At 72.3% G+C, this 26,315-nt stretch carries 25 protein-coding genes and 3 tRNA genes; 11 read left to right on the top strand and 17 right to left on the bottom strand.

Annotated features, from left to right (window positions below):
- Nucleotides 1-40: 40 nt before the first annotated feature.
- Nucleotides 41-114 (bottom strand) — tRNA-Lys (locus BEK98_RS01405).
- 185 nt (nt 115-299) lie between these two features.
- Between BEK98_RS01405 and BEK98_RS01400 the strand changes: the two genes are divergently transcribed.
- The 5 genes from BEK98_RS01400 to BEK98_RS01380 all read left to right on the top strand — a co-directional run bounded on the left by BEK98_RS01400 (nt 300) and on the right by BEK98_RS01380 (nt 5,841).
- A complete protein-coding gene (locus BEK98_RS01400; RefSeq protein ID WP_094214466.1) occupies nt 300-1,586 on the top strand; it encodes a peptidoglycan-binding protein in 1,287 nt (428 codons plus the stop codon).
- Between the two features lie 84 nt (nt 1,587-1,670).
- The gene (locus tag BEK98_RS01395; RefSeq protein WP_094214465.1) at nt 1,671-2,816 is read left to right on the top strand and encodes an SPFH domain-containing protein; all 1,146 of its coding nucleotides are present in this window, start codon (nt 1,671-1,673) and stop codon (nt 2,814-2,816) included.
- Nucleotides 2,817-2,942: 126 nt separating this feature from the next.
- Entirely contained in the window at nt 2,943-3,557 is a 615-nt protein-coding gene (locus BEK98_RS01390; RefSeq protein WP_094214464.1) for a lytic polysaccharide monooxygenase auxiliary activity family 9 protein, read from the top strand.
- Between the two features lie 118 nt (nt 3,558-3,675).
- Nucleotides 3,676-4,143, top strand: coding sequence for a DUF3592 domain-containing protein (locus BEK98_RS01385; RefSeq protein WP_094214463.1), 468 nt, complete (start codon nt 3,676-3,678; stop codon nt 4,141-4,143).
- Nucleotides 4,144-4,185: 42 nt separating this feature from the next.
- Entirely contained in the window at nt 4,186-5,841 is a 1,656-nt protein-coding gene (locus BEK98_RS01380) for an AMP-binding protein (RefSeq protein ID WP_094214462.1), read from the top strand.
- Here BEK98_RS01380 and BEK98_RS01375 read toward each other — a convergent pair.
- The 6 genes from BEK98_RS01375 to ehuB all read right to left on the bottom strand — a co-directional run bounded on the left by BEK98_RS01375 (nt 5,807) and on the right by ehuB (nt 9,993).
- A tRNA-Lys gene (locus tag BEK98_RS01375) sits at nt 5,807-5,880 on the bottom strand. The genes BEK98_RS01380 and BEK98_RS01375 overlap by 35 nt on opposite strands.
- An 89-nt stretch (nt 5,881-5,969) precedes the next feature.
- On the bottom strand, nt 5,970-6,728 hold the full coding sequence (locus BEK98_RS01370) for an IclR family transcriptional regulator (protein ID WP_107428243.1): 759 nt from the start codon (nt 6,726-6,728) through the stop codon (nt 5,970-5,972).
- A gap of 212 nt (nt 6,729-6,940) precedes the next feature.
- The gene (gene ehuA / locus BEK98_RS01365) at nt 6,941-7,723 is read right to left on the bottom strand and encodes an ectoine/hydroxyectoine ABC transporter ATP-binding protein EhuA (protein ID WP_094214461.1); all 783 of its coding nucleotides are present in this window, start codon (nt 7,721-7,723) and stop codon (nt 6,941-6,943) included.
- Nucleotides 7,713-8,363, bottom strand: a complete 651-nt coding sequence (ehuD, locus tag BEK98_RS01360) for an ectoine/hydroxyectoine ABC transporter permease subunit EhuD (RefSeq protein WP_094214460.1) — start codon at nt 8,361-8,363, stop codon at nt 7,713-7,715. Before ehuD ends, ehuA begins: the two co-directional genes overlap by 11 nt.
- Entirely contained in the window at nt 8,360-9,079 is a 720-nt protein-coding gene (gene ehuC, locus BEK98_RS01355) for an ectoine/hydroxyectoine ABC transporter permease subunit EhuC (protein ID WP_094214459.1), read from the bottom strand. The genes ehuD and ehuC overlap by 4 nt, the downstream gene beginning before the upstream one ends.
- Nucleotides 9,076-9,993 (bottom strand): ectoine/hydroxyectoine ABC transporter substrate-binding protein EhuB, encoded by a 918-nt coding sequence (ehuB, locus tag BEK98_RS01350; RefSeq protein ID WP_094214458.1) that lies wholly within the window; start codon nt 9,991-9,993, stop codon nt 9,076-9,078. The genes ehuC and ehuB overlap by 4 nt, the downstream gene beginning before the upstream one ends.
- Before the next feature lie 47 nt (nt 9,994-10,040).
- Between ehuB and BEK98_RS01345 the strand changes: the two genes are divergently transcribed.
- On the top strand, nt 10,041-10,535 hold the full coding sequence (locus tag BEK98_RS01345; protein WP_167444068.1) for a DUF3830 family protein: 495 nt from the start codon (nt 10,041-10,043) through the stop codon (nt 10,533-10,535).
- Here the strand turns inward: BEK98_RS01345 and BEK98_RS01340 are convergent.
- Together BEK98_RS01340 and BEK98_RS01335 are read right to left on the bottom strand one after the other, a co-directional pair.
- A complete protein-coding gene (locus BEK98_RS01340; RefSeq protein WP_094214457.1) occupies nt 10,516-11,904 on the bottom strand; it encodes an amidase in 1,389 nt (462 codons plus the stop codon). The two genes, BEK98_RS01345 and BEK98_RS01340, sit on opposite strands and share 20 nt — an antisense overlap.
- 16 nt (nt 11,905-11,920) lie before the next feature.
- Nucleotides 11,921-12,874 (bottom strand): D-2-hydroxyacid dehydrogenase, encoded by a 954-nt coding sequence (locus BEK98_RS01335; RefSeq protein ID WP_094214456.1) that lies wholly within the window; start codon nt 12,872-12,874, stop codon nt 11,921-11,923.
- A 129-nt stretch (nt 12,875-13,003) separates the two neighbouring features.
- On the opposite strand from BEK98_RS01335, the gene BEK98_RS01330 reads away from it, so the two are divergent.
- The 3 genes from BEK98_RS01330 (at nt 13,004) to BEK98_RS01320 (ending at nt 15,702) form a co-directional block, all read left to right on the top strand.
- Entirely contained in the window at nt 13,004-13,798 is a 795-nt protein-coding gene (locus BEK98_RS01330) for a maleate cis-trans isomerase family protein (RefSeq protein WP_094214455.1), read from the top strand.
- Nucleotides 13,795-14,526, top strand: a complete 732-nt coding sequence (locus BEK98_RS01325) for a maleate cis-trans isomerase family protein (protein ID WP_094214454.1) — start codon at nt 13,795-13,797, stop codon at nt 14,524-14,526. The genes BEK98_RS01330 and BEK98_RS01325 overlap by 4 nt, the downstream gene beginning before the upstream one ends.
- 87 nt (nt 14,527-14,613) lie before the next feature.
- Nucleotides 14,614-15,702, top strand: coding sequence for an LLM class flavin-dependent oxidoreductase (locus tag BEK98_RS01320; RefSeq protein WP_094214453.1), 1,089 nt, complete (start codon nt 14,614-14,616; stop codon nt 15,700-15,702).
- Here BEK98_RS01320 and BEK98_RS01315 read toward each other — a convergent pair.
- A complete protein-coding gene (locus BEK98_RS01315) occupies nt 15,681-17,492 on the bottom strand; it encodes a putative bifunctional diguanylate cyclase/phosphodiesterase (protein WP_094214452.1) in 1,812 nt (603 codons plus the stop codon). The genes BEK98_RS01320 and BEK98_RS01315 overlap by 22 nt on opposite strands.
- A gap of 365 nt (nt 17,493-17,857) precedes the next feature.
- Here BEK98_RS01315 and BEK98_RS01310 point away from each other — a divergent pair, with 365 nt between their 5' ends.
- A complete protein-coding gene (locus tag BEK98_RS01310) occupies nt 17,858-19,072 on the top strand; it encodes a M6 family metalloprotease domain-containing protein (RefSeq protein ID WP_094214485.1) in 1,215 nt (404 codons plus the stop codon).
- Nucleotides 19,073-19,148: 76 nt separating this feature from the next.
- Here BEK98_RS01310 and BEK98_RS01305 read toward each other — a convergent pair.
- From BEK98_RS01305 to BEK98_RS01275, 7 genes are all read right to left on the bottom strand, one after another.
- A tRNA-Lys gene (locus BEK98_RS01305) sits at nt 19,149-19,222 on the bottom strand.
- Complete coding sequence (locus BEK98_RS01300; protein WP_094214451.1) at nt 19,213-19,788, bottom strand: bifunctional DNA primase/polymerase; 576 nt, start codon at nt 19,786-19,788, stop codon at nt 19,213-19,215. The genes BEK98_RS01305 and BEK98_RS01300 overlap by 10 nt, the downstream gene beginning before the upstream one ends.
- 120 nt (nt 19,789-19,908) lie before the next feature.
- The gene (locus tag BEK98_RS01295) at nt 19,909-20,280 is read right to left on the bottom strand and encodes a hypothetical protein (RefSeq protein WP_094214450.1); all 372 of its coding nucleotides are present in this window, start codon (nt 20,278-20,280) and stop codon (nt 19,909-19,911) included.
- 291 nt (nt 20,281-20,571) lie between these two features.
- Nucleotides 20,572-21,909: an AAA domain-containing protein gene (locus BEK98_RS01290; protein WP_094214449.1), complete on the bottom strand. Its 1,338-nt coding sequence runs from the start codon at nt 21,907-21,909 to the stop codon at nt 20,572-20,574.
- Nucleotides 21,906-23,504, bottom strand: a complete 1,599-nt coding sequence (locus BEK98_RS01285) for a hypothetical protein (protein WP_094214448.1) — start codon at nt 23,502-23,504, stop codon at nt 21,906-21,908. The genes BEK98_RS01290 and BEK98_RS01285 overlap by 4 nt, the downstream gene beginning before the upstream one ends.
- Nucleotides 23,495-24,583: a hypothetical protein gene (locus BEK98_RS01280; RefSeq protein ID WP_094214484.1), complete on the bottom strand. Its 1,089-nt coding sequence runs from the start codon at nt 24,581-24,583 to the stop codon at nt 23,495-23,497. Before BEK98_RS01280 ends, BEK98_RS01285 begins: the two co-directional genes overlap by 10 nt.
- 1 nt (nt 24,584) lies before the next feature.
- Nucleotides 24,585-25,529: a phosphatase PAP2 family protein gene (locus tag BEK98_RS01275; RefSeq protein ID WP_094214447.1), complete on the bottom strand. Its 945-nt coding sequence runs from the start codon at nt 25,527-25,529 to the stop codon at nt 24,585-24,587.
- A 171-nt stretch (nt 25,530-25,700) separates the two neighbouring features.
- Between BEK98_RS01275 and BEK98_RS01270 the strand changes: the two genes are divergently transcribed.
- A complete protein-coding gene (locus tag BEK98_RS01270) occupies nt 25,701-26,297 on the top strand; it encodes a histidine phosphatase family protein (RefSeq protein WP_094214446.1) in 597 nt (198 codons plus the stop codon).
- Nucleotides 26,298-26,315: the final 18 nt, after the last annotated feature.

Raw genomic sequence — 26,315 nt, 5'->3', positions numbered from 1 at the left:
AACAGGCCCCCCGTTCGCACGGGGGGCCTGTTGTCGTCTGTGCGCCGCCAGGGACTCGAACCCCGGACCCGCTGATTAAGAGTCAGCTGCTCTAACCAACTGAGCTAGCGGCGCCTGCTGACGAGAGAACTCTACCTGACCTGGAGGGGTGCTCCCGACCGCGTTCCGATGTCCGGGGGGCGTGGTCGTACGAGCTGTACATCATTCGGACCGTCAACATGCGCACCCGGGCGACAGTTGTGAAACTGATCAACGTGCACATCCGCGGACAAATCCACCCCGAATGTGAGGCAGATCGCATGACCGCTCCGGTGTTCGAGGAAGTCGACCCCGTGAGCGACTGCGGCTGCCCCGGCTGCCTCCGTCACCGGGCGAGTCCCCGCCCGCCCGGCGGCTTCGGCCGTCACCCGGCCGCCCGAGGAGTCGTGGTCGTGGCCGCCGCCGCGTCCGCCCTCGGCGCGGTCCCGCCGGCCGCCGCCCTCGCCGCCCCCCACTCCCCGCCCCGCCCCGGCACCCCCGCGGCGGACGACGGGCCCGACACCCCGCAGGGCCCCAGGGCCCCGCTGCACGGCCCGGCCGGCAAGCCGGTCGAGCCCGGACTCGCCCCGACTCCCGCCACCACCCGGACCAAGATCATCAACCGGGCCAAGATCTGGGTCACCGCGCAGGTGCCGTACAGCATGGACGACTACTGGTCCGACGGTTACCGGCAGGACTGCTCGGGCTATGTCTCCATGGCCTGGGGCCTGACCACCAACGAGTGGACCGGCAGCCTCGACCAGTTCGGGGTGAAGATCACCAAGGAGGAGCTGCAGCCCGGCGACATCCTCCTCTTCCACAACCCGGACAACCCCGAGAAGGGCTCCCACGTCGTGATCTTCGGCGGCTGGTCGGACCACACGCACACCAACTACCTGGTCTACGAGCAGACACCCCCGCACACCCGCCGCCAGCCCACCCCGTACCCCTACTGGACCCACGCCGACAAGTACGTCCCCTACCGCTACAAGGGCGTGACCACCGGCACCGCGGGCGCCGGCAGCAAGACACCGTCGCCCTTCCCGGGCGCCGGGTTCTTCGGCCCCGGCACGCACAACAAGTACGTCACCCAGCTCGGCCGGCTGCTGGCGGCCCGCGGCGCCGGCTCCTACTACCGAGAGGGCCCGGGCCCGGTCTGGGGCGAGGCGGACCGGCAGGCGACCCGGGCGTTCCAGCTGGCCCAGGGCTGGACGGGTGCGGACGCCGACGGGCTGCCCGGCCCCCGCACCTGGAAGCTGCTCGTCTCCGGGCAGGGCAGGAACGTCACCTCCAAAGCGGCCGGATCCACCCGGCCCGCCTCGCACGGGGTGGCCGGCTATCCCGGCCGGAACCTCTTCCGCCCGGGCGCGGAGAACGAGTACGTCACCCAGCTGGGGAAGCAGCTGGTGAAGAAAGGGTTCGGCAGCTTCTACGCCGACGGGCCCGGTCCGAGCTGGAGCGAGGCGGACCGGCGGGCCGTGGAGGCGTTCCAGCGCAGCCAGGGCTGGCGGGGCGGCGCGGCGGACGGCTATCCGGGCCCGGAGACCTGGCGCCGCCTGTTCGCCTAGGCGGGCACCCCGGATCCCACCCCCATCTCATCTCTCTCATTTCTCACTGTCATGACGCATCTGGCGCGGAGGCTGGAGGCACGCATGAGTACGACCACGTCACACACGTCCGAGTCCGAAGAGCAGCCGGAGACCGCCGTGGGCGCGGGAGGCATGGCCACCCGTCCGGCCCGGCTGATCCAGAACGAGGCGACCACCGAGATCCCCGTCCACCTGCTCTTCCGCGACGAGCCCGACCCCGAGTCGGTGCCGGTGCCGCTGAAGCCCGCCGTCGTGGGCCGCCGGCAGGGCACCGGAGAGCAGCCCCGCCTCCGGCGGCCGGTCCCGGCCCGCAGCCGGACGCTGCCGCAGGTCGACCCGGAGCTGGTGGAGCGTCCGGCGCGGGTGCTGCCCGGCCTGGCCGGGGTGCTGGCCGGGACGGGTGGCATCGCGGGGTGCCTGGCCACCTCGTGGTGGGCGGGTGTGCTGCCGCCGCTCGCGGTGGCGGCGCTGCGCCTGCCCGCCTGCACGGGTGCGGGTCTCGGGCCGGCGCAGTGGGCCGCGTACACCGGGGCCGGGGCGCTCGGCGTGCTCGGCTTCGGCGGGCTCGCCCGCGGCCGGACCGGGCAGGCCCGGCTGCTCGGGCTGTTCGGCCGCTACCGCGGGACGGTCCGGCGCACCGGCCTGCTCTGGGTGAACCCGCTGCTGGTCCGCCGCCGGGTGGACGTACGGCTGCGGCACTGGCGCAGCGAGGCGATGCCGGCGGCGGACGCCAACGGGGTGGCGCTGCGGGTCGTCGTCCAGGTGGTGTGGCGGGTGCGGGACACCGCGCGGGCCGTGCTCGGCATCGAGGACCACGAGACCTATCTGCAGGAGTGCGTGGAGGCGGCGCTGGCCCGGGTGCCGGTGGACCTGCCGGGCTCGGCGCGGGGCGGGGTGGCCGCGGCGGGGGAGGCGCTGACCCGGCTGGTGGCGGCGGAGGCGGGGCCGATCGGCCTGGAGGTGTTCTCGGTGCAGCCGCTGCGGGTGGAGTACGCGCCCGAGATCGCCGCGGCGATGCACCGGCGCACCATCGCCGCGCTGGACGCCCGGCAGCGGGCCAGCATGCTCAACTCGGTCGTGGACTCGGTGGAGGACACGGTGACCCGGCTGACCATGCGCGGTCTCGTCGAACTGGACGACTACGAGCGCAAGGTGCTCGTCCGGGATCTGACGGTGGCGTTCTGCTCGGGCCGCAGGGAGCCGATGTGATGGGTATGGACACGTCTTGATATAGACACGGCCAACTAACGGCAATAATCTGAGACTTGGTCTAGACCTACTGCACGGCTCAGCTCAGCTCAGTGAACCTCCCCCACGTTCTCCAGGAGCGGCAGCATGCGCACGAAGACCAGATTCTCGGCGTTATCCGCAGTCGTGCTGGGTGTGGTGACCGCCGGAGCCTTCGCGCTCTCCACCGGCGGTGCCAGCGGGCACGGCTACACCGACCTCCCCATCAGCAGGCAGAAGCTCTGCCAGAACGGCACCGTGACGAACTGCGGCGACATCCAGTGGGAGCCGCAGAGCGTCGAGGGCCCCAAGGGCTTCCCGGCCGCCGGACCCGCCGACGGCCAGATCTGCAACGGCGGCCTGAGCCGCTTCGCCCAGCTCAGCTCGCCGACGGCACCGTCCGGCGCGGCCTGGCCCACCACGAAGGTGACCGGCGGTCAGTCGTACACCTTCCGCTGGCAGTTCACTGCCATGCACGCCACGACGGACTTCAAGTACTACGTCACCAAGCAGGGCTGGAACCAGAACCACGCTCTCGCCCGCTCGGACCTCACCACCACCCCGTTCCTCACCGTCCCCTACAACGGCCAGCGTCCGCCGGCCACCCTCAGCCACAGCGGCACCCTGCCGACCGGGCTGAGCGGCCACCACGTCATCCTCGCGGTGTGGACGATCGCCGACACGGGCAACGCGTTCTACGCCTGCTCCGACGTCACCTTCTGACCCCCGTTCCGTCACGGCACCGAAACTGAGGTTCCCTTGAGGTCAACGGCCCGTCCCGCCGGATAGGTTCCCGCCACGCCGATCGATCGGAGCGGCACATCGACCTCGGGGGAACCTCATGTTCGAACTGTTCTTCTACGCCGTCCCCACCCTCATCATCGCGGGCTGTACGTTCGCCGCGTACCTGCTGGTCCGCCGCGCCCGGAGGCTCGGCAGGACGTGGGCGCAGGGGCTGACGGCCGAGGCGCGCTGCCTGCGGATGTACACCACGACCAGCGGGGGTGGTGGGGACACCTCCGTGCGGACGACCGTGCACCACGTCTACGAGTTCACGACCCGCGAAGGCCGCACGGTCCGATTCGAGGAGGCGGACGGTCCCGCGACCGTGCTCGAGGGCGACTTCGTCACCGTGCGATACCTCCCGGAGCAGCCGCAGCAGGCCACCGCCCTCCCGCCGTCCCGCGGCAAGCTGGCCTTCAGCACCGGCTTCGGGCTGACCTTCCTCGGCGTGGTCACCACCTTCTGCATCGGCTTCATCGTCGTGGCCCACGCGATGTTCTCGGAGTCGGCGGGCCTGCTGCCGTAGCGGCCTCCACATCTGACGCTACGTCAATTACCCTGCGCCCCCATGGAGTCCAGGATGCGCACGGTGGCCGAGCTGGTCGCAGCCCGCTGGGGAGATCACCGGCCGGGACTGTGGTGCGAGGAGCGGGTGCTGACCCACCACGAGGTGGCCGCGGGGGCGGCGGCCCGGGCCGCGCTGCTCGCCGACCTCCTGCCACCAGGCGCCGTCCCGCACATCGGCGTGCTGCTCGACAACACCGAGGAGTTCCCGCTGTGGCTCGGGGCCGCCGCCCTGGCCGGTGCGGCCGTCGCCGGGATCAATCCCACCCGCCGGGGTGCCGAGCTGGCCCGGGACATCCGGCACGTCGAGTGCCCGGTGCTGGTCACCGAGCGGGCTCATCTGCCGTTGCTGGCGGGGCTGGATCTGCCGGGCGTGCGGGTTCTCGTCACTGACGACGACGCGTACGCCGCCCTCCTCGCCCCCTACGCCGACGCCGTACCCGACCCCGCCCGGGCCGCCCCGACCGACCGGATGCTGCTCTACTTCACCTCCGGCTCCACCGGCGCCCCCAAGGCCGCCCTCTGTTCCCAGGGGCGGCTGGCCGCCGCGGGGTATGCGCTGACCGCACAGTTCGGGGTGCGCGCGGGCGACGTGCACTACGTCTGTATGCCGATGTTCCACGGCAACGCGGTGATCGCGGACTGGGCGCCCGCGCTGGCCGCCGGGGCGGGGGTGGCGCTGCGGCGACGGTTCTCGGCGTCCGGGTTTCTGGCGGACGTGCGGCGGTACGAGGCGACGTACTTCACCTATGTCGGGCGGGCGATCCAGTACATCCTCGCCACCGAGGCGCGGCCCGGCGACCGGGACAACCCGTTGCGGATGGGGTTCGGGACGGAGGCCGGGGCGGTGGACGCGGCCGCGTTCGAGCGGCGGTTCGGGGTGCGGCTGGTCGAGGGGTACGGGTCGTCCGAGGGCGGGGCGGCGATCCAGTGGGCGCCGGGGACTCCGGTGGGGGCGGTGGGGCCGGCGGGGCCCGGTCTGGTGGTGCTCGATCCGGGTACGGGGCTGGAGTGTCCGGTGGCCGTCTTCGATGGCGCCGGGCAGCTCCGCAACGGTGACGAGGCCATCGGGGAGCTGGTGAACCAGGGGCGCAATCCCTTCGAGGGGTACTGGCGGAATCCCGCCGCCGAGGCCGAGCGGCGGCGGGGTGGGGCGTACTGGACCGGGGATCTCTTCTATCGGGATGCCGAGGGGTACCTGTACTTCGCCGGCCGCACCGATGATCGGATCCGGGTCGACGGGGAGAATCTGGCCGCCGCGATGATCGAGAACATCCTCGCCCGGTACGAGGGTGCGGTGGCCGTCGCCGTGTACGGGGTGCCTGATCCGGTCACCGGGGATCAGGTCATGGCGACCCTCGCCGGGCGGTTCGATCCGGTCGCCTTCGCTGCGTTCCTGCGAGCCCAGCCCGACCTCGGGACGAAGATGGCGCCCCGGTTCGTGCGGGTGGTGGAGCGGATGCCGGTGACGGCCACCAACAAGATCGAGCGGGCGCGGCTGCGGCGCGAGGGGTTCCGGTGTGCCGACCCGGTGTGGTGGCGGCCGCCGGGGGAGGGCACGTACCGGCGACTGACCAGGGAAGACGTCGAAGGGCCCCTCGCTTCCGCGAAGGGCCCCTCATCTGTGCGCCGCCAGGGACTCGAACCCCGGACCCGCTGATTAAGAGTCAGCTGCTCTAACCAACTGAGCTAGCGGCGCATGACTCTCGCCTTCCGCTCTTCGCGGCCGGCGACGAAGAAAATACTACCTGGTCCGCGGGGGTGGTCGTGACCACCCCGAGGGGCCGCCTAGATCGTCAGGGACAGCAGGACTGGCGCCGCGTTCCGGTTGAGGGCGTCCGCGGCCTGGCGCAGGCGGTGGGCGTGCTCCACCGGCAGGGACAGGGCCAGGCAGCCGACCGACGAGCCCGCGGTGATCGGGACGGCCGCGCAGACCGTGCCGATCGCGTACTCCTGGAGGTCCAGGATCGGCACCGTCGGCGGCTGGGACTCCAGGCGGGAGAGCAGCAGCTTGTCGCTGGTGATGGTGCGCGAGGTGAGGCGGGCCATCTTGTGCCGGGAGAGGTGGTCGCGGCGGCCGTTGTGGTCCAGCTGGGTCAGCAGGCTCTTGCCGACGGCGGTGGCGTGGGCGGAGAAGCGGAAGTCGACCCACTCGTTGACCGCCGGGGTGCTCGGCCCGGCGGCGTACTGGGTGACCTTGACCTCGCCGTCCACGTACCGGCTCATGTACACGGCCGCGCCGACGGAGTCCCGCAGCCGGTCCAGGGTGTGCTGGAGCTTCTCGCGCAGGGCCCGCTCGCGGTCGTGCGCCGAGGTGAGGCGGCGCAGGGTGTCGCCGGTGACGTACGCCCCGTCGGTGATCTGCTCGACGTAGCCCTCGCGGCGCAGCATGCGCAGCAGGGTGGTCAGCCGCTCGGGGCCCAGGCCGGTGCGGCGGGCCAGCTCGGTGTCGGTGACGCCGGCGGGGTGACGCGCCACGGTCTCCAGCACGCGCAGCGCGTCCTGGGCGGAGTGGTATGGGGCGGTCGGCTCGTGCATCAGCGCCACGGTGTTTCCCCCTGCGCTCGCCTGTCTGTGGCCGCTCAGTCCGGTCGGCGGATCGCTACCACGATAACGGGCAAAGGCCCGTTGGGGAGAGGGTGTTGGCGAGATTGTGCCGCACGCCCCCCTCTCCCAACTGCGGTGCAGACCCTCTGGCATATGCCAGGGTCATCACCCAGCGCCCGGACCTCGGCTCTTCCCGATTTCACGCCGTGTAGTCACAACACCGCGCTGAGGAATTCCCGGGTCCGGTCCCGCTCCGGATCGCTGAAGATCTTCTCCGGCGGGCCCGACTCGATCACGCGCCCCGCGTCGAACATCAGTACCTGGTCGGAGATGTCCCGGGCGAAACCCATCTCGTGGGTCACGCAGAGCATGGTGATGTCGGTGGTGCGGGCGATGTCCCTGAGCAGATCAAGGACGCCCGCGACCAGCTCGGGGTCGAGCGCCGAGGTCACCTCGTCCAGCAGCAGCACCCGTGGCCGCATCGCCAGCGCCCGGGCGATCGCCACCCGCTGCTGCTGGCCGCCGGAGAGCCGGGTGGGCCGTGCGTCGCACTTGTCGGCCAGCCCCACCAGGTCCAGCAGCTCCCGTGCCCGCGCCTCGGCCTCGTCCCGGGACATGCCGAGCACCTGCACCGGTGCCTCGGTGATGTTCCGCAGCACGGACATGTTCGGGAACAGGTTGAACTGCTGGAACACCATCCCGATCTTCTTGCGGACCTCCCGGACCTGCTTCTCCGGGGCCGGGAACAGCCGTTCCCCGTCGACGGTGATCGTGCCGTCGTCCGGCTTGGTGAGGGTCATCAGCAGGCGCAGGATCGTCGTCTTGCCGGAGCCGGACGGGCCGATCAGGGTCACATGCCGGCCCGCCTCCACGGAGAGGTCGAGCCCGTCGAGGACCGTGTTGTCCCCGAACCGCTTGGTCACCCCCTCCAGGCGGACCAGCTCGGTCGGATGCGTGTCGGTGACGGTGGGCTGTTTGCTGGTCTCAACGGACAAGGCGTCGCTCCAGGGCTCGCAGAAGAAGGGAGGCCAGGTAGGAGATGAGGACGAAGGCCACACCGATCACGGTGAGCGGCTCGGTGAACTGGAAGTGCTGCTGGGAGAAGAGCCGGGCCCGCCCGAGCATCTCCAGCACGGTGATCACCATCAGCATCGGCGTGTCCTTGAGCATGGCGATCACGTAGTTGCCGAGGGCCGGGACCACCCGGCGGATCGCCTGCGGAAGGATCACCGCGGTCCAGGTCCGGCGCAGGGGCAGGTTCAGCGCCGTCGCCGCCTCCCACTGGCCGGCCGGCACCGCCTCGATACCGGCCCGGTAGACCTGCATCGTGTAGGTCGAGTAGTGCAGGCCGATCGCGAAGACGCCGGTGGCCAGCGCCGAGAAGGTCAGGCCCCACTCGGGCAGCACATAGAACAGGAAGAACAGCTGCACCAGCAGCGGGGTGTTGCGCACGAACTCCGTCACCACCCCGACCGGCCAGCGCACCCACCGGCTCGGCGTCCGCATCAGCAGCGCCCACACCAGGCCGAGGGTGAAGGACAGCAGCGAGCCGAGGGCCAGGGCCTCAAGGGTGACCAGCAGGCCGTCCCAGAAGCGCGGCATGAACTCGCTGACGGCGTTCCAGTCCCACTTCATGCGACTCGACCCCCCACTCCGGTCGTCTGCGCCCGCTTCAGCTCACGCGCCGCCGACTCCGTGCCGGCGTCCTTGCCGACCCCGGCCTTGAGCCGCTTCTCCAGAGAGCGCATCAGGCGGGTCAGCACGAAGGCGATCACGAAGTAGATCAGCAGCACGTACGTGTAGATCTCCGCGCTCTGCTGCAGCGCCAGCCGCACCAGGTTGGCGCTGAAGGTCAGATCGCCCATGCCCATGACCGACACCAGCGCGGTGCCCTTGAGCAGCTCGATCAGCAGGTTGCAGAACGACGGGATCATCTCCGGCACCGCCTGCGGCAGCAGGACCAGCCTGAGCCGCTGCCAGGGCGTGAAGCTCAGCGCGATCCCGCCCTCCTGCTGCGCCGGGTCGACCGCGTTCAGCGCGCCGCGCACGATCTCCGAGCCGTACGCGCCGTACGTCAGCCCGAGCGCCAGCGTGCCCGCCCACATCGGCACCAGCTGCCAGCCGAACGCGACCGGCAGCACGAAGAACACCCAGAAGATCATCACCAGCGCCGAGGTGCCGCGGAACACCTCGGTGTAGAAGCCGGCGAGGAAGCGCACGATCCACAGCCGGTGGGTGCGCGCGACACCGACGACGAAGGACACCGCGCCGGCCAGCAGCGCGCTGAAGACCAGCAGCTGGACGGTGGTCCAGACGCCCTTCAGTACGAGTTCCCAGAGCCCCGAGGTCATCCGCCGCACAGCTCCTTCGCGGTGAGGTCCGTCAGCTCGGCCTTGGTGAAGCCGAAGGGCCGCAGGATGCGGAACAGCTCCCCGCTCTGCCTCAGCTTGCGCAGCTCGACGTTGAAGGCGTCACGCAGCCTCGTCTCGGTGGGCCGGAACGCGAACGCGCCCCCGTCGACGTGCGGTTTGCCCTTGACCAGCGGCGCGAAGGGCTTCGTGGCCTCCGCCTTGGCGGACTTCTTCACCACCTCGCGGGCGGTGAGCGCCGTACCGGCGAAGGCGTCGACGCGCCCGGCCTCGACGGCGTTGAGCCCGGCCACCTGGTCCGGGACGATCAGGATGTCGCTCTCCTTGTACCCGGCCTCCACCGCGTACTGGATCTCGGCGTACCCGGTCCCGGTCGCGAACCTCGCCTTCTTCGCCACCACGTCCCGGTAGGAGTGCAGCCCCTTCGGATTCCCTTTCCGGACGATGAACGAGTCCAGCATCTGGTAGTCCGGGTCGGCGAAGATCACCTGCTGGCAGCGCTCGGGATTGACGTACATCCCGGCGGCCACGACATCGAACTGCTGGGAGTTCAGCCCGGGGATGAGCGAACCGAACTCGGTCGGCACCGGCTGCACCCGGTCCACACCGAGCCGCTTGAAGATCACCTTCGCCAGCTCGGGCGCCTCCCCGGTGAGATGCCCGTTCCGGTCGATGTACCCGAAGGGGATCTCACCGGCGATCCCGAGCCGTACGACCCCCTGCGCGCGCAGCCGGTCGAGCAGGTCGCCGCCCCTGGTGCCGGACGCCGAGGCCACCCGCGTACAGGCCGCGGCACCCAGCACGCCGGCTGCCGTGAGGCCGGCGAGCACCGAGCGCCTGCTGTGTCTGTGTTCCGACCGGATCGTGTGTACGTCGTTCCCAAGTGGTGGAGCCATGGCGGCGCGGCTACCCAAGCGCATCCGTCCTATGCACTCTGGATCCCATGGCCGATCGATTCGTCACCGTCTCGCTCGACAAGCGGGACGCGCACTGCACCGCACGACTGCTGGACGACCGCGCACCCCTGACCTGCGCCGCAGTGTGGGAGGCGCTGCCGCTCGCGGGGGACGTCTTTCACGCCAAGTACGCGCGCAACGAGATCTACGCCCTCTTCCCGCCCTTCGCCTCCACGGAACCCCCACTGGAGAACCCGACGGTCACTCCGATCCCCGGCGACCTCTGCTACTTCTCCTTCGCCGGCACCGAACTGGGCACGAAGGCCTACGGCTACGACCGCGAGGTCCGCCCCGATGCCACCGTCGTCGACCTGGCCCTGTTCTACGAGCGCAACAACCTGCTGCTCAACGGCGACGTGGGCTGGGTGCCCGGGATCGTCTGGGGCCAGGTCGTGACGGGACTGGAGGAGATGGCCGCGGCCTGCAACGACCTGTGGCGCAGCGGGGCGGCGGGGGAGACGCTCAGCTTCCGGAGAGGGTGAGGTCCGCCTCGTACAGGGCGTGGGAGGCCCGGAGCACCAGGTCGTCGCGGTGCCGGGCGGCCACGATCTGCAGCCCGGCCGGCAGCCCGTCGCCGTCGGTGCCCACGGGGACCGTCGCCGCGGGCTGCTGGGTGAGGTTGAAGGGGTAGGTGAACGGCGTCCAGCCGGTCCAGCGCCGGTGGCCGGACCCCTGGGGCACCTCCTCGCCCGCCTCGAACGCCGTGACGGGCAGGGTGGGCGTGACCAGCAGGTCGTACCGCTCGTGGAAGCGGCCCATCCGGCGGCCGAGGTCCATGCGGACGTCCACGGCGGCCAGGTAGTCCAGTGCGCTCGCCTTCGCACCCTGGGCGCAGATCTCGCGCAGGCCGGGGTCGAGCAGCTGCCGCCGGTGCGGCGAGAAGCTCTGGGTGAGCCGGGCCGCGCCGCTGAACCACAGGGTGTGGAAGGCGTGCACCGGGTCGCTGAAGTCCGGGTCGGTCTCCTCGACATAGGCGCCGAGGTCCGCGAGGTGGGCCACCGCCCGCCGCACGGCCGCCGCGACCGCCGGGCGGACGGCCACCTGCCCGCCCAGGGTGGGCGAGTACGCCACCCGGAGCCCGCGCACGCCCCGGTCCAAGGCCGCGGTGAACGACTCCGGGGGCGTGGGCAGCGCCGACCAGTCGCGCGGATCGGGCGTGCCGATGACGTCCAGCATCAGCGCCGCGTCCGCCGCGTCCCGGGTCATCGGGCCGACGTGCGACAGCGTGCCGAACGCGCTCGCCGGATACAGCGGCACCCTGCCGTACGTCGGCTTCAGCCCGAAGATCCCGCAGAACGCGGCCGGGATGCGGATGCTGCCGCCGCCGTCCGTGCCCAGCGACAGCGGGCCCGCGCCGAGCGCGACGGCCGCCGCGCTGCCGCCGCTGGAGCCGCCCGCGGTGCGCGAGGGGTCGTACGGGTTGCGGGTCACGCCGGTCAGCGGGGAGTCGGTGACGCCCTTCCAGCCGTACTCGGGTGTCGTGGTCTTGCCGAGGAAGACCGCGCCGTGCTCACGCAGCCGGGCGACCGAGGGCGCGTCCTCGTCCCAACGGCCCTGCTCGGACACGGTCCTCGAGCCGCGCAGGGTGGGGTGGCCGCGCAGCAGCAGGATGTCCTTCACCGTCACCGGCACCCCGTCCAGCAGTCCGGTGGGCCGGCCGCGCCGCCAGCGCTCCGCCGACTCCCGCGCCCGCGCCAGCGCGTCCTCCTCGGTGAGGCGCACGAACGCGTTCACCTCCGGCTGGATCCGCCGCGCCCGCTCCAGGGCCTGTTCGGTCGCCTCCACGGGACTGAACTCGCCCTTGCGGTAGCCGTCGAGGAGTTGTACGGCGGTCAGGTCGGTGAGCTGCATGCACCCTCCTGGTGGTTCAGTGACCGGGGACGTAGCCGCGCTTCTTGTCGACCACGTTCACCAGTGATCTGCCCGCCGCCCACCGCTCGTACAACTCCACGAACTGAAGGCCGAGTTCATCCCGCCACCCGACCGTGTCGCCGCTCATGTGCGGGGAGACGATCAGCCCCGGCAGCCCCCACAACGGGCTGTCCTCGGGCAGGGGCTCGGCGGTGAAGACGTCCAGGGCCGCGCCGGCGATCCAGCGCCTGCGCAGCGCCTCGGCGAGCGCGTCCTCGTCGACCAGCTGACCGCGGCCGACGTTCACGAAGACCGCCGAGGGCTGCATCACGCCGAACCGGCGGGTGTCGAACATGCCGTACGTCTGCTCGGTCAGCGGTGCGGCGGCGATCACCCAGTCCGCGCGGGCGACCAGCCGGTCGAGATCGCCCGGGCCGTGGATGCCGGTCCGCGGGACCCGCCCGACCAGCGCCGTCGTCACGTCCAGGGCCTTCAGGGTGCGGGCGATGGCCCGGCCGATCGGCCCGGAGCCGACCACGCACGCGCGCGTGCCCGCCACCCGCCGGGTCTCCCGGTGCCGCCAGGTCCGCTCCCGCTGCAGTTCCAGCGTGCGCGGCAGATCCTTGGCGACCGCCAGCACCAGGGCGGCCACGTACTCGGCGATCGGCTGGTCGAAGATCCCGCGCGCGTTGGTCACCACCGTCTCGGAGGCGGCCAGTTCCGGGCACATCAGATGGTCCACGCCCGCGCTCGCCGTGTGCACCCAGCGCGGCCGCGGCCCCGCCCCGGGCCAGGCCTCCCGTACGGCGTGCGAGGTGAAGTCCCACACCAGCAGCACGTCCGCCTCCGGCAGCCGCTCGGCCAGACCGGCCGCGTCGGTGTGCACGATCCGGGCACGGCCGGTGAGGCGGCCGAGCCGGGGTGGCGGGTCGGCGTCCAGGACGAGGAGGGTGGGCTGGGTCAGCGTCATTCGGGGCCGCTCCGGGCGTCTGACATGCGCGGATTGACCACGCTCGCACCGGAACCTACCTTCGTCAACACGGGCGTACCCACCGACCGTTCCTCCGTCGTCTCTCAGCATGAGGACGGTGCCCCTGCCATGGACATCTCCTTTCTCGGCGGCCCCCGCCCCCAGCGCGGTGTCGGAGTGGTCGCCCCCTTCGACTTCGCCCTCGACCGCGAGCTGTGGCGCTGGGTGCCCGACGAGGTGTCGCTGCACCTGACCCGCACCCCGTTCGTGCCGGTCGAGGTCAGCCTGGACCTGGCCCGGCTGGTCAGCGAGCACGAGACCCTCGGCGAGGCGGTGCGCGCGCTGACCGCCGTCGCCCCCGAGGTCGTCGCCTACGCCTGCACCTCGGGCAGCTTCGTCGACGGGATCGCCGGCGAACGGGCGATGTGCGCGGCGATGACCAGAGCCGGCGCGCTGCCCTCGGTGACCACCTCGGGCGCCCTGCTGGAGGCCCTGGCGGAGCTGCGGGTCCGCCGGGTCGCCCTCGTCACCCCGTACACCGTCTCCGTCACCCGGGCCCTCCAGGAGTTCGTCGCCGAGGCCGGCGTGCGGGTCACCGGCTGCGCCTTCATGGGGCTGACCCGGCACATCTGGCAGGTGCCGTACCGGGACGTGGTCGCGATGGCCCGCACCGCGGTCCGCCCCGGCGGCGCCGACGCGCTCTTCATCTCCTGCACCAACCTTCCGACGTACGACGTCATCCCGCAGCTGGAGGCCGAGCTGCGCATCCCCGTGCTGTCGGCCAACCAGGTCACGATGTGGGCGGCGCTGCGCCGGCTGGGTACCCGAGCCGTGGGGCCCTATCAGGCGCTGCTGGACGAGGCCGCGCGGGAATGGCCCGTACTGCCGGAAGAAACGCAGGAACACCAAGAAGGGCCGTCATGACTGCACTCGGACTCCTCTACCCCGGCCACTCCGGCGAGGACGACTACCCACGCATCGAGCAGCTCCTGGGCAGCGACATCCGGGTGGACCTGGTCCACACCGACATCGGCGTGGACGCACACCGGGTGGACGCGCTGCGCGAGATGGGCTCGGCCGAGCGGCTCGCCGCCGGCGTGGCGGAGCTGCGGCTCACCGGCGCGGAGACGGTGGTGTGGGCGTGCACCAGCGGCAGCTTCGTGTACGGCTGGGAGGGCGCCCAGGAGCAGGTGCGGGCGCTGGCCCGGCAGGCCGGGATGCCGGCCTCCTCGACGTCCTTCGCCTTCGTGCACGCGGCCCGGGAGCTGGGGGTACGACGGGTCGCCGTGGGCGCGACCTACCCGGAGGAGGTGACCGCGCTGTTCGCGGACTTCCTGCGGGCCGGGGGGCTCGACGTGGTCGCGGTGCGGTCGTCGGGGATCGTCACGGCGGCGGAGGTCGGGACCTGGGGGGAGGAGGAGGTGCTGACGCTGGCGCGGGCGGCGGACACCTCCGGTGCGCAGGCCGTGTTGCTGCCGGACACGGCGTTGCACACGGCCGCGCACATCGGTCTGCTGGAGAAGGCGTTGTCCAAGCCGGTGCTCACGGCGAACCAGGTGTCGGTGTGGGAGGGGCTGAGGCTGGCGGACCGCCGGGTGAACGCGCCGCGCCTGGGGACGCTGTTCACCAGGGAACCGATCGTGCAGGTCTGACCCGGTCGATCGAGAAGGAATAAGCGGAGACAGCCTCCTGTTATCGCCGAGAACGACAGCTCACGGCCACAACAGGAGGCTCACACCGTGTCGGCAGACGAGATCCGGGGCACGACGCACGGGACCGCCCCCGTCCCCCTCTCCGTACTGGACCTGGTGACCGTCGGTGCGGGCAGTACCGCCACCGACGCGCTGCGCACCAGCGTGGAGCTGTCCCGGTTCGCCGAGTCGCGCGGCTTCCACCGGTACTGGGTGGCCGAGCACCACTCCATACCCGGCGTCGCCTCCTCCTCGCCCGCCGTGATCCTCGCCCACCTCGCCGCCCACACCGACCGCATCCGGCTCGGCTCGGGCGGCGTCATGCTGCCCAACCACGCACCCCTGGTGATCGCCGAGCAGTTCGGCACGCTGGAGGCGATGGCGCCGGGGCGGATCGACCTGGGCCTCGGACGGGCGCCGGGCACGGACGGGGCCACCGCGGCCGCGCTGCGTCGCAGCGACACCCTCAACGAGGGCGCCGACGACTTCCCGGAGCAGCTGGCCGAGCTCACCCGCTTCCTGGACGACGACTTCCCGGACGGGCACCCCTACCGGCGCATCCACGCCATCCCCGGCCCCATCCAGGGGACCAGCCCCGGTGGCGTCCAGTCGCCGCACCGCCCGCCCGTCTGGCTGCTCGGCTCCTCCGGCTTCAGCGCCCGCCTCGCCGGTCTCCTCGGTCTGCCCTTCGCCTTCGCGCACCACTTCTCCGCGCAGAACACCATCCCGGCCCTCGACCTGTACCGGCAGACCTTCCGGCCCTCCGCGGTGCTGGCCGAGCCGTACGCCCTCATCGGCGTCTCCGCCCTCGCCACGGACGACGAGCGGGAGGCCGGCCGGCAGGTGCGGGCGGCCGCGCTGAACATGCTCCGGCTGCGCACCGGCCGCCCGGGCCTGTTCCCCGACCCGGGCGACGCCGAGAAGCACGAGTTCAGCCCGATGGAGGAGGACTTCGTCGCCTCCTGGACCGGCAACATCGTGCACGGCACGGCGGACGAGGTCCGCTCCGGCCTGGACGATCTCCAGAAGCGCACCGGCGCCGACGAGTTGATGCTCACCTCGCACGCCCACCGCGGCGAGCTGCGGCTGCGCTCCTACGAACTGATCGCCGACGCCTACGGCTTGCCCACCACGTAGGCCTGCTCGCCCAGCAGCTCGGAGATACGATCCGGCGGCACCGGACGGGAGTACAGCCAGCCCTGCCCGGTGTCGCAGCCGATCCGGCGCAGCCGCGTGGCCTGCGCCGAGGTCTCCACGCACTCCGCGGTGACGGTCAGGCCGAGGCGGTGGGCCAGCTGGATCATCGCCTCCACGATCACCTCGTCGGCCGGGTTGGGCGGCACGGCCACCGTGCTCTTGTCGCCCTCGTACTGGAAGCCGCGCACGAAGGAGCCGTCCAGCTTCAGCACCGACACCGGCAGCCGGCTCAGATAGGCCAGGTTCGAGTAGCCGGTGCCGAAGTCGTCGATGGCGATGCGGACGCCCATGTCGCTGAGTGCCTGGAGGGCCTGCAGCGGGCGGCCCGCCGAGCCCATCACGGCCGACTCGGTCAGCTCCAGCTGGAGCAGGTGCGGGGCGAGCCCGGTCTCGGCGAGCGTCTCCGCCACGTCCGCCACCAGGTCGGAGTCCCACACCTGGCGTACGGCCACGTTCACGCTGACGAAGATGGGCGGCTCGCCGGGGTGGTCCAGCTGCCAGCGGCGGGCCTGCCGGCAGGCGGTCGCCAGAGCCCAGCGGCCGAGCTGAACGATCGAACCGTCCTCCTCGGCCAATCCGATGAACCGATTCGGCGCCAGTGTGCCGAACTGAGGATGATTCCAGCGGATCAACGCCTCGACCCCGCTCAGTCGTCCGTCCTCCATGCCCACCAACGGCTGGTACTCCAGGGCGAACTCGCCCCGCTCGATGGCCGGGCGGAGGGTGGAGGAGAGGGCCTGACGGGTCACCAGGTGCGCGTTGCGCTCGGGGTCGAACAGGGTCCAGCGGGCCTTGCCGTCCGCCTTCGCCCAGTACAGCGTCGTGTCGGCCGCCTGCATCAGCCCCGTGGCGGTCGTACCGGCCGCGTGCCGTTCCACGACCCCGACGGACGCGGTCAGCGACAGCCGCTGTCCGGCCAGGTCGAAGGGTGCCTCCAGGGCCTTCAGCGCGGACTCGGCGAGGTCGGCGAGCTGCTCGGTGCCGGTGGAGTCCTCGACCAGCAGGGCGAATTCATCGCCGCCGAGCCGGGCCACCAGGGGGGTGCCGGCCCGGGCGTACCCGGTCTCGTCGGCGACCCGGGTCAGCCGCTCGGCGACGGCCGCGAGCAGCCGGTCGCCGACGCGGTGGCCGAGGGTGTCGTTGACGGCCTTGAAGCCGTCCAGGTCCAGGTAGCACAGGCCGATGCGGCCGGTGCCGCTCTGCTCGTACGACTCCGCCTCCAGCGCGGCGGTCAGGCGCTCGAAGAACAGGGTGCGGTTGGGCAGCCGGGTCACCGGGTCGTGCATCTGCAAGTGGCGCAACCGCGCCTGGAGTTCGCGGCGGGCGCCGATGTCGGCGACCGACACGAGGACGCCGGGCCCGCCGTCGGCCAGCGGGGCGACGGTGACCTGCGCCCACACCGAGTGCCCCTCGGGATGCTTCAGCCGGCGGGTGCAGCGCAGCCTGGCCTGCCGGCCGCGCAGGACCTCGCGGTAGGCGTGCCAGGTACGGGCGTCCGAGGCCAGGTCCACCAGATCGGCGGCGACCCGTCCGGTCAGCCCGTCCGGGTCGCCGCCGAGCAGGTCGCCGAAGGCCGCGTTGGCGCTGACGACGAGCCCCTCGCGATCGACGACGGCCATGGAGAGCGGGGCCGCCGCGAAGACACGGTGGTAGATGCCGTGGTCACTGTCTGTGACGGCTGACCGGTCGAGGTCTGCCGCGGGCGTCGGCCCTTCGGAGGTTCCGCTCACCGCTCGCTCCCGCAGTGCACTCGATCTGTGTCCGTGCCGGAAAGTGTGCCGATCATAGAGGCTGGCCCTGGGGCCTTCCAGCCACTCTCCAGTCTCCCGGACAGACCACAGGTTCTGACAGATCGTTTCTGCCCGCACCTGGACGGGTTCTTCAGGCCCCCGACCAGTTGTGACGTTCCGTGAGTGTTTCGGGGTGTCGGCTCTAGGTGCACGCCGGAGCCCAAACGGGCGCACTCACCCTTCTGGTTCAGGCAAACAGGACGAACATCAATGAACTACCACAGTCTGGATTCGGTGTCCCGCGAACCGAATCCGGAGGTCCTTTCGTGCCCAAGCTGCGCAGCACCGCCGCCGTGTTCACCACGATGTCGGCGCTCGCCGCGACCTCGATCCTCACCGGCCCGTCGGTCGCCGAACCCTTCTCGACGGCGCCCTGCGCCCTGCACCGCAGCGAGGCCCACCACTCGGAGGGCGTGGACACCTGGAACCCCGACTACACCCGCCCGACCGGCACGCTCGACGCCGTCATGATCTTCCTGTCCTTCCCGGACGCCACCCCGCGCACCACCCCCGCCGAGCTGGCCGCCGACCACTTCCCGGCCACCAGCCGCTTCTTCGAACAGGCCTCGTACGGCCGGTTCACGCTGCGCCCGCACCCGCTCGGCCACTGGCTGCGCATGCCGCGGCCGTCCGTCTCGTACGCCATGAAGCGCGACTGGAGCCCCGAGAACCGCGCCGCCTATCTGCGCGACGCGTTCGCCGCGGCCGACCGGGAGGTCGACTTCTCCCGCTACGACGTCGTCTACTTCGTCGCCGACCCGGACGCGCCCGGCGTCGACTCGGACGCGACGAAGGTCGTCAACCTCGACACCCCCATGCACGTGGACGGCACGGACGTACGGCGGGTCGTCACGGTCTTCGAGAAGCACCCGCCCGACCGGCTGGTTCTCGCCCATGAGACCGGCCATGTCTTCGACCTCCCCGACCTCTACCACCGCCCGGTCGACGGCAAGGGCGACTGGGACACCTACGTCGGCGACTGGGACCTGATGGGCAGCCAGTTCGGACTGTCCCCGGACCTGTTCGCCTGGCACAAGTGGAAGCTGGGCTGGCTGGATCCGCGCCAGGTGGTGTGCGTGCGGGGTGCGGGGCCGACCCGGCTGACCCTGGAGCCGCTGGCCGCGGGCCCCGGCGTCCCGGTGCAGGGCGCGGCCGGTGCCCCGGCCTTCGGCCTCGGCCATGGCGCGAAGCTGGCGGTCGTGCGCACCGGCGCCGACAGCGTCCTGGCCTTCGAGGCGCGCGGTCCGGTGGGCAACGACCGCGCGGGCTGCCGGCAGGGGGTCCTGGTCTACCGGGTGCGCGGTGGCGCGGAGTCCGGCGGCGGCCCGATCGAGGTGGTGGATGCCCACCCGCACACCGAGGCGTGCTGGGAGAACTCGGTCTACCCGCCCCTGGCCGATGCCCCGGTCTCCCTCGGGGAGAGCTTCACGGTGCCCGGGGAGGGCGTGAAGGTGGAGGTGGAGGGGCGGACGGCGTCCGGCGCCTGGACGGTGAAGATCACGCCGGGGGTGACGGGCTGAGCGCGCGCCTTGCAGGAGCTTTGGTATACGAAAAACGGCGGGCCGGATTCTTTCGAACCGACCCGCCGTCGTCATGTGCGCCGCCAGGGACTCGAACCCCGGACCCGCTGATTAAGAGTCAGCTGCTCTAACCAACTGAGCTAGCGGCGCCTGCTGACGTCGTAGACCTTAGCATCCTGGTCGGCGGGAGGAAAAATCGATATCCGTACGGCCGCACGGGCCGCTCGTACGGCCGCCCAGAGCAGGACCTCGGGGCCCGGCAGCCAGGGATGACGCGTGTCCGGGGCGACCAGCCAGCGGGAGCCGCCCGGGGTGGGGGACTCGTCGCCGGACAGGGACGGGACGGTCACGGCGTCTCCCGTGCCGTGGCAGAGCAGCGGCGGAACCGCCTCCGTGCGGTGGGACCCCCACTCCTCCCAGCTCAGCAGCGAGGGCAGCCGATGGGCCGTGCCAGGGGCGGTGAACAGCAGCATGCGGCCCCGGAACACCGCGACCGGCCCGGACCCCGGACCCTCGTCCCATAAGCGGTCCAGCATGCGGCGCCCGAAGATCGCCGGGGCGCTCACCACGTCGAAGACGGAGCCGCAGGGGAGGACCAGCGGGGCGTCGGGTCGCTCCCGCCACAGGGCGAGCGTGCTTCGCGGATACGTTCCTGCCGAGGCGAGCCACGCGGCTCCGTCGGCGGTGGCACAGGTGACATGCGGTGTGCAGCTCATGACGACTACATGTACCGGCCGTGAGCACGCGGCTCTTCTGGGTTGCGGAAAACCGGGACAGGGGCGGGCGGGGAGGAGTATCTTGCCCGCCTGGCATATGCCAAGCGGGTGACGCGTGGGCTAGACGGGGTCGACGGGGCTCCGGCCCTCGGTGTCGACTCCGCGCAGCAGATCCCGGCCGAACTCCACCATCTTCTTGGCGTAGTCCTCGGTCCACTCCGCCCGCTCGGCGATGTCTGCCGGGGTCAGCCGGTCGAACCGGCGCGGGTCGGCGAGCTGGGCCGCCGCGATGGCCTGGAACTCCACGGCCCGGTCGGCCGCCGCCTGGAAGGCCAGGGCCAGCTCCGTCGCCCGCGCCAGCAGCGCCTGTGGATCCTCCATCGACTCCAGGTCGAAGAAGTGCTCGGGATCGGAGGCCGCCTCCGCGGGCTCGAAGATCAGGGGCGCGGGGCGTAGCCGCGGTTCATGCCGACGCGGCGTGGGCTCCGCCATGTCTCGTCTCCTCCTCGTACGGTCCGGTGGGCGCCGCCTTCAGGTGGTCCACCCTCCATTGTCTCGCGCGGGCGCAAGGGGACCTCGGGTCTGCCCGAAGTCCCGCGTACACACCAAGAAACTCAAGGCCGCCAGCTCACCCGATGTTCCGCCAGATGAGCCAACACCGCGTGATTCGCCTCCCAACCGTCAGGGCTGTATCCATTGGCCGCCTCCGGCGGCGTGCCGGACTCCGTCCGGCGGATGGACGGTGCTGGTTCGTGGCTTGTCGGCCCGGCGCCGTGGGTCCGGTCATGGGCGCCAGCCGACGCGGTGCTCTGCCAGGTGCGCCAACACCGCGTGATTCGCCTCCCAACCGTCAGGAAACTTCACCAGCGTCCCCAGCTGGACCGGCTCTGTGGAGGGGTAGTCGTCCAGGAGGTCGCCTACGCCGGCGCGGCAGACGACGATGCAGGCGTGGCGGTGGCGGGAGGCCAGGACGCACAGGCGGCCGGTCTCCAGGTGGAAGGCGGTGGCGTCGGGGCGGCCGGAGAGCGGGTGGAGGACGACCGTGACGTCGTACTCGCGGCCCTGGAGGCGGTTGGCCGTGTCGACGGTGACATCCGTGACGCCCAGCTCCGCGAGCGCCGAGCGGACCGCCGCCGCCTGGTCGCGGTGGGCCGTGCCGACGGCGATGCGGTCGGGGGTGAGCGGGGAGGGGGCCGGGGAGCGTTCCGAGACGGCGGCGCCTTCGCGGTCCAGCAGGCGCCGTACGACCGTGGCCACCGCCCGGACCGCCTCCGGGTCCGTGCGCGGGGTGTGCCGGCCGGGCAGCTCCAGCAGGCCCCAGCCGGATTCCGCCGCCTCGTCGATCACCCGGTCCGGGCCCGAGCCGTCGGAGGGGACGGCGAAGGCGAGGCGGCGGTCGTCGGGGCCGGTGCCGCTGCGGAACGGGGTGTAGGGGTAGAAGGCGTCCGAGACCAGCGGGGCCGCGGAGGCCGGGAGGCGCCAGGAGACGGGCAGGCGATGCTGGGGCAGGCCCGGGTTGTGCGCCAGGAGGGTGGTGACCGCCGAGGCCGAGGGGTCGTACGACAGGCCCGCCCACTGCTCGCTGCCCACGATCGCGAACGGGTCCAGCTGGCCCGGGTCACCCACGAACAGCGCCCGCTCGAACAGGCCTGCCACGGCCAGCAGGGAGTCCGAGCGCATCTGGTACGCCTCGTCGACGATCGCGTGCCGCCACGGCTCGTCCACCTTGACGTGCGCCCACTTCGCGGCCGTGGACAGGACGACCGGGAGGCCGGCCAGGTCCGCCGCCTTCGCCGACGTGCGGACCTGCGGGAGGTCGTCCAGCGCCTTGTCGTAGGCGTCCGTGTCGCTGCTGTGCAGGCGGCCGACGGGCAGGTCCGGGTTCTTCTCGGCGAGGCGGAGGACGAGGTCGTCCACCTGGGCGTTCGTCTGTGCCACCACCATCAACGGGCGGCCCGCCTCGGCCAGTTCGAGGGCCGCACGGACCACCAGGGTGGACTTGCCGGCGCCGGGCGGGGAGTCGACGACCACACCCCGATCGGTGCCCTGCAGGGTGTCGTGGAGGATCGCGGCCGTGGCGCGGGCGGCAGCGGCTCCGGGGTCGAAGTCGACCGTCGTCACAGCACGTCCTCCTCGGTCGTCGTGTCGGGCGCTTCCGGTACGGCTTCGCCCGGCGGGCCGCCGTGCGTCCACGGGGTCTCCTCCGGGTCGGGCAGCTTCGCGCCGCCGCGCTGCTCGTGCTCGAAGAGGGTGAAGCAGACCGCGTCGCCCTTCTCCGGCACCGAACCGGGCTCGGGCTCCTTGCCCCGGCCCATCTTGTCCACGATCCGGAGGACGAGGACTCCCTCGTCAGGAGAGCCGTCGTATCCGACGAACTCCGCCGCCTGCGGCTTGCCGCCCAGCGAGCGGAAGACCTTCGCGCGCTCCGCCAGATGCGGCCGGTCGTCCGTGCGCACCGTCACCAGCGGGCGCGGGCTGGGCCGCTTGCCCTCGCTGTACGCCAGGACGACATCGGTCACCTCGCCCGCGAAGGCCTCCCCGGCCAGCCGCCGCCCGGCCAGCACCAGCGGGTCGTCCAGCGCCTCCTGCGCCTCCAGCCGGGCCTGCTCGCGCTCGCGCGTGGCCAGCTTGTTCGCCGCCGTCACCGCGTCGTCGCGGCGCGGCTGCGGGGGTTCACCGGCAAGGACCCGGTCGCGGTGGCCGGTGAACGACCAGCGGTCCCGGGTCCACCGCTCCTCGACACGCGCCCCCTCCGGCAGCGCCCGCAGCAGGTCCAGGCCCCGCCAGACCGCGTCCCAGGTGGGCCGGGTGCGGCTTTCGACCAGGTTGCGGATCTCCCGCTCGGCCGCGGTGAGCGCGGCCAGCCGGTCGTCCGCCTGCAGGGCGTCCTCGGCGGCGGCCAGCGCGCCGCGTGCGCGGTCGTAGCGCTCGATGGCCGGGGCCAGGAGCTTGTTGTCGAACGCCGGGTCGGTGGCCGGGCCGGCCGGCGGGCACAGCAGCTGGCCGTCGGCGTCGCGCGCGAGTTCGGCCCGGCGGGCGGCCTCGGCGCCGGTGCTGTCCGAGGCAGGGTCGATCCAGGCGAGCAGCGCGCCCAGGTGCTGGTCCTCCAGGCTGGACTGGCCGGTCGCCCAGTGCCGGGACAGCACGTCGGTCAGGGCCAGGAGCAGCGAGGAACCGGGTACGCGGGCCCGCTCGCCGTAGTGGGTGAGCCAGCGGCCCAGCAGGGGGATGCGGGGCGGCGCGGGGTGGGGCGTCTCCGGGTCCTGTTCGGCGGTGCGGCGGAAGCGCATGGAGCGGCCGAGCAGCCGTACGAAGTCCAGGCCCGCGCGGCTCGGCACGATCAGCTGGGGCGCGTCCGTGCACAGCTCGACCTCGACCTTGACCCGCTTGCCGGACTCCGGGTCGGTCTCCGTGCGCTCGGCCGCCTCGACGGCCTGCGCGTAGGAGTCGAGGTACGGCAGGACGACATCGGCCAGCTCGGCGAGGAACGCGAACCGCAGGTCACGGTCGCGGGGCTGGGGTACGACCAGCAGCCGTGGCGCGTCCCGGTCGGTGCCCACCAGAGCACCGAGCGGGGCGCCTGCCTCGCCGGCGGTGGTGAGCGGCACGAACACCAGGGGGTGCTCGGACAGGTGCCGGTGGCGGACGGTCGCGGCCGGCTGGGCACGTCCGGTGCTGACGGCCTCCAGCCGGGCCAGGGTGGCGATCAGGGACACGGGGCCACCGCCCGGCCGGCCGTGGCGAGTGCCTCCGCGCGCAGGGCCGCCGCCCGGCGCAGCGCGGCCACCGTCGGGTCGTCGGGGTCGCCGCTGTCGCCGCGGGCCGCCGCGAGGACGTCCTCGACCGTGGTCAGGCCGCCCAGCTCGGCCCGCAGGGGGCGGCCGAGGCGGGTCACGGCGTCCGCCGCGCCGGCGCGTTCCCGGCAGTGGAAGGCCAGTTCGCAGGCCGACAGGCACTCGGGCGCGTATGTCGCCGGGACCGTCTCGACGGCCGCCGTCAGCTCCTCGGCCGGGCGGTCCGGTGCGAAGCACACGCCCTCGGGCAGGGCGTCGGCGATCTCCTCGATGCGGGTGAGCCGGGCCAGCTGGCGGGCGGTGACAGCGCGCTGCTTGCGCACGTCCACGGCGGAGGCGGTGGCCAGGTTGGAGAAGTCCTTCGGGCACACCAGCAGCACCCGGTGCCGTACCCGGGGAGCGGGGTGGTCGAGACGGGCCGCGACCTCCTCCAGGGCCAGCACGTACACCGCCGCCTGCCGGGCGGCCGCGCCCACCTTCGCCGGGTCGGCCGAACCGTCCAGCATCGGGAAGGACTTGATCTCCACGACCGTCCAGCTGCCGTCCGGGTGCACCACCACCGCGTCCGGCTCCAGGAACGCGAGCGAGCCCGCCACGTCCAGCGCCAGCATCGGGTGGTCCAGCAGCGTCCAGCCGCCCGCGGCCACGGCCTCACGCAGCGCCAGCGCCGTACGGGCCGTCCGGCCCTCGGGGCCGAGCGCGGACAGGTCGGGGACGGCCGCTCCGGCGGGCGGTTCCGCGCCCGGGTCGAGCCGTGTGTGGACCAGCCGCAGCAGTTCGGCGCCGCCGTCCGCCTTCACCCGTGCCTCGAACGCGTTGCCCCGGGTCAGCGCGAACTGCGACTGCCCGAAGCCGGAGGGCGCGCCCAGCGCGCCGGCCAGCGCCGCCTTGTCCACTCCGGCGCCGTCCAGGATCGCCCGCCTGCGGCACCCGGGGTTCGCGGCGAGCGCCGCGAGGGCGCGCGCGTCCAGGGCCTTGGCCGGTACGTCGGGACCGCGCAGCTCAGCGAGCCGCTGCCGGAGCCTCTTCCCCTGCGTCGCTGGGGGAGCCGTCCGGTTCGGCTGCGGATGCGAGCTGCGACTCGCGCTGCCGTGGAATTCGCTCACCCGCGGAAGTCTGGCATCCGCCACTGACAATCGGGGAACCCGTGCCCGAAGGGACCGCTGGGGTACGGCGCTCGAAGCGGGCCCGCAGCAGATCCGCACCGCGCAGCACGCGCGGCGCGAGCAGCAGGCCCACGCCCATCACCGCGACACCGGCGACCGCGTCCAGGGAGTAGTGGTTGGCGGTGCCCATGACGACGATCGCGGTCACCAGCGGGTAGGCGACGCCGAGGGCCTTCGTGAGGCGGGTGCCGCCGTACCGCCACAGCATGACCCCGCACCACAGCGCCCAGCCGACATGCAGGCTCGGCATCGCCGCGTACTGGTTGGTCATGCCGCCCATGCCGCGCGGCGCGCTGGCCTCGCCGCCCCACCAGCCGTACGAGCTGTACTGGGCCATCGTGTCGACGAAGCCGTGGCCGTCGGCGAGCAGACGAGGCGGGCAGGTGGGCAGCAGGGTGAAGCCGATCAGGCCGATGAACGTGGACGTCATCAGCCAGGTGCGGGCCGCCCGGTAGTGCTCGGCGCGGGCCCGGAACAGCCAGACGAGGATGACGGGCGTGACCAGGTAGTGCAGGGAGGCGTACCAGAAGTCGGCCGGTACGCCGAGCCACGCCTCGCGCGTGAACAGCCGGTTGAGCGGGTGCTCGGCGTTGAGGTACAGGGCCTTCTCGATGCGCAGGATGGCCAGGCCGTGGTCGACGGCGGTGGAGACGTCACCCCGCGCGAGGAGGCGGCCGGCCGAGTAGCAGCCGTAGACCAGCAGGATCAGGGGCAGCTCGGTCCACCACCGCAGCCGGGTTCGCGGGGCCACCTCGGTGCCCGGTGTCTCGGTCTGCGGCATCCGATCGCCCTCCCCCTTCTGCCTGGTGCGCCCCGACGGGCGACCGTGCCACTTTACGGTGTCCATATCCCGGCCATGCGGGCGCTTCAGCCCTCAAAGACGCCGAGATCGCGCGGTGGGTTGCCCCTGCGATGATGGAGGGACCCCTCCCTGCTTCTGGAAAGGTCCCCCATGGCACCGCGCATCCTGCTGGCCCGGCACGGACAGACGGCATGGTCGCTGTCCGGCAAGCACACCGGCAGGACCGATGTGCCGCTCCTGGAGGAGGGCCGGCGCGGGGCCAAGCTGCTCGGCGAGCGGCTGCATCGCCCTCCGCTGGACGGGCTGCCGGGTGTCGAGGTGCGGACCAGTCCGCTGGCACGCGCGCGTGAGACGTGCGAGCTGGCCGGGTTCGGTGAGCGTGCCGAGTCCTGGGACACGCTCATGGAATGGGACTACGGCGCGTACGAGGGCATGACGCCCGCCGAGATCCAGGCCGTGCGGCCGGGGTGGCTGATCTGGCGGGACGGCGTCCCCGAGGGCGAGACCATCGCCGAGGTCACCGCGCGCGCGGACGAGGTCGTGGCCTGGGCCCGCTCGGCCGACCGTGACGTACTGGTCTTCGCCCACGGGCACATCCTGCGGTCCATCGGCGCACGGTGGCTCGGCCTGCCCCTGGACTTCGCGGCCCGCATACGCCTGAACCCGACCTCCCTTTCGATACTGGGCTGGGCCTACGGCGAGCCGGCGATCGAGAGCTGGAACGACTTGGGGCACTTGGCGGGGTAGCCGGTACAGCCCCCGCTC

It is taken from the genome of Streptomyces diastatochromogenes (assembly GCF_002242805.1).
In the GTDB taxonomy this organism is placed as follows: Bacteria; Actinomycetota; Actinomycetes; order Streptomycetales; family Streptomycetaceae; genus Streptomyces; species Streptomyces diastatochromogenes.
The sequence above is the reverse complement of the archived record's forward strand: the minus strand, read 5'-3'. Positions and strand labels throughout refer to the sequence as shown.

Bases quoted from the DNA above. Each gene is read 5' to 3' on its own strand.
- BEK98_RS01400 (WP_094214466.1), top strand. From the start codon at position 300: ATGACCGCTCCGGTGTTCGAGGAAGTCGACCCCGTGAGCGACTGCGGC.
- BEK98_RS01395 (WP_094214465.1), top strand. From the start codon at position 1,671: ATGAGTACGACCACGTCACACACGTCCGAGTCCGAAGAGCAGCCGGAG.
- BEK98_RS01390 (WP_094214464.1), top strand. From the start codon at position 2,943: ATGCGCACGAAGACCAGATTCTCGGCGTTATCCGCAGTCGTGCTGGGT.
- BEK98_RS01385 (WP_094214463.1), top strand. From the start codon at position 3,676: ATGTTCGAACTGTTCTTCTACGCCGTCCCCACCCTCATCATCGCGGGC.
- BEK98_RS01380 (WP_094214462.1), top strand. From the start codon at position 4,186: ATGGAGTCCAGGATGCGCACGGTGGCCGAGCTGGTCGCAGCCCGCTGG.
- ehuD (WP_094214460.1), bottom strand. From the start codon at position 8,363: ATGAAGTGGGACTGGAACGCCGTCAGCGAGTTCATGCCGCGCTTCTGG.
- ehuC (WP_094214459.1), bottom strand. From the start codon at position 9,079: ATGACCTCGGGGCTCTGGGAACTCGTACTGAAGGGCGTCTGGACCACC.
- ehuB (WP_094214458.1), bottom strand. From the start codon at position 9,993: ATGGCTCCACCACTTGGGAACGACGTACACACGATCCGGTCGGAACAC.
- BEK98_RS01345 (WP_167444068.1), top strand. From the start codon at position 10,041: ATGGCCGATCGATTCGTCACCGTCTCGCTCGACAAGCGGGACGCGCAC.
- BEK98_RS01340 (WP_094214457.1), bottom strand. From the start codon at position 11,904: ATGCAGCTCACCGACCTGACCGCCGTACAACTCCTCGACGGCTACCGC.
- BEK98_RS01335 (WP_094214456.1), bottom strand. From the start codon at position 12,874: ATGACGCTGACCCAGCCCACCCTCCTCGTCCTGGACGCCGACCCGCCA.
- BEK98_RS01330 (WP_094214455.1), top strand. From the start codon at position 13,004: ATGGACATCTCCTTTCTCGGCGGCCCCCGCCCCCAGCGCGGTGTCGGA.
- BEK98_RS01325 (WP_094214454.1), top strand. From the start codon at position 13,795: ATGACTGCACTCGGACTCCTCTACCCCGGCCACTCCGGCGAGGACGAC.
- BEK98_RS01310 (WP_094214485.1), top strand. From the start codon at position 17,858: ATGTCGGCGCTCGCCGCGACCTCGATCCTCACCGGCCCGTCGGTCGCC.
- BEK98_RS01300 (WP_094214451.1), bottom strand. From the start codon at position 19,788: ATGAGCTGCACACCGCATGTCACCTGTGCCACCGCCGACGGAGCCGCG.
- BEK98_RS01295 (WP_094214450.1), bottom strand. From the start codon at position 20,280: ATGGCGGAGCCCACGCCGCGTCGGCATGAACCGCGGCTACGCCCCGCG.
- BEK98_RS01275 (WP_094214447.1), bottom strand. From the start codon at position 25,529: ATGCCGCAGACCGAGACACCGGGCACCGAGGTGGCCCCGCGAACCCGG.
- BEK98_RS01270 (WP_094214446.1), top strand. From the start codon at position 25,701: ATGGCACCGCGCATCCTGCTGGCCCGGCACGGACAGACGGCATGGTCG.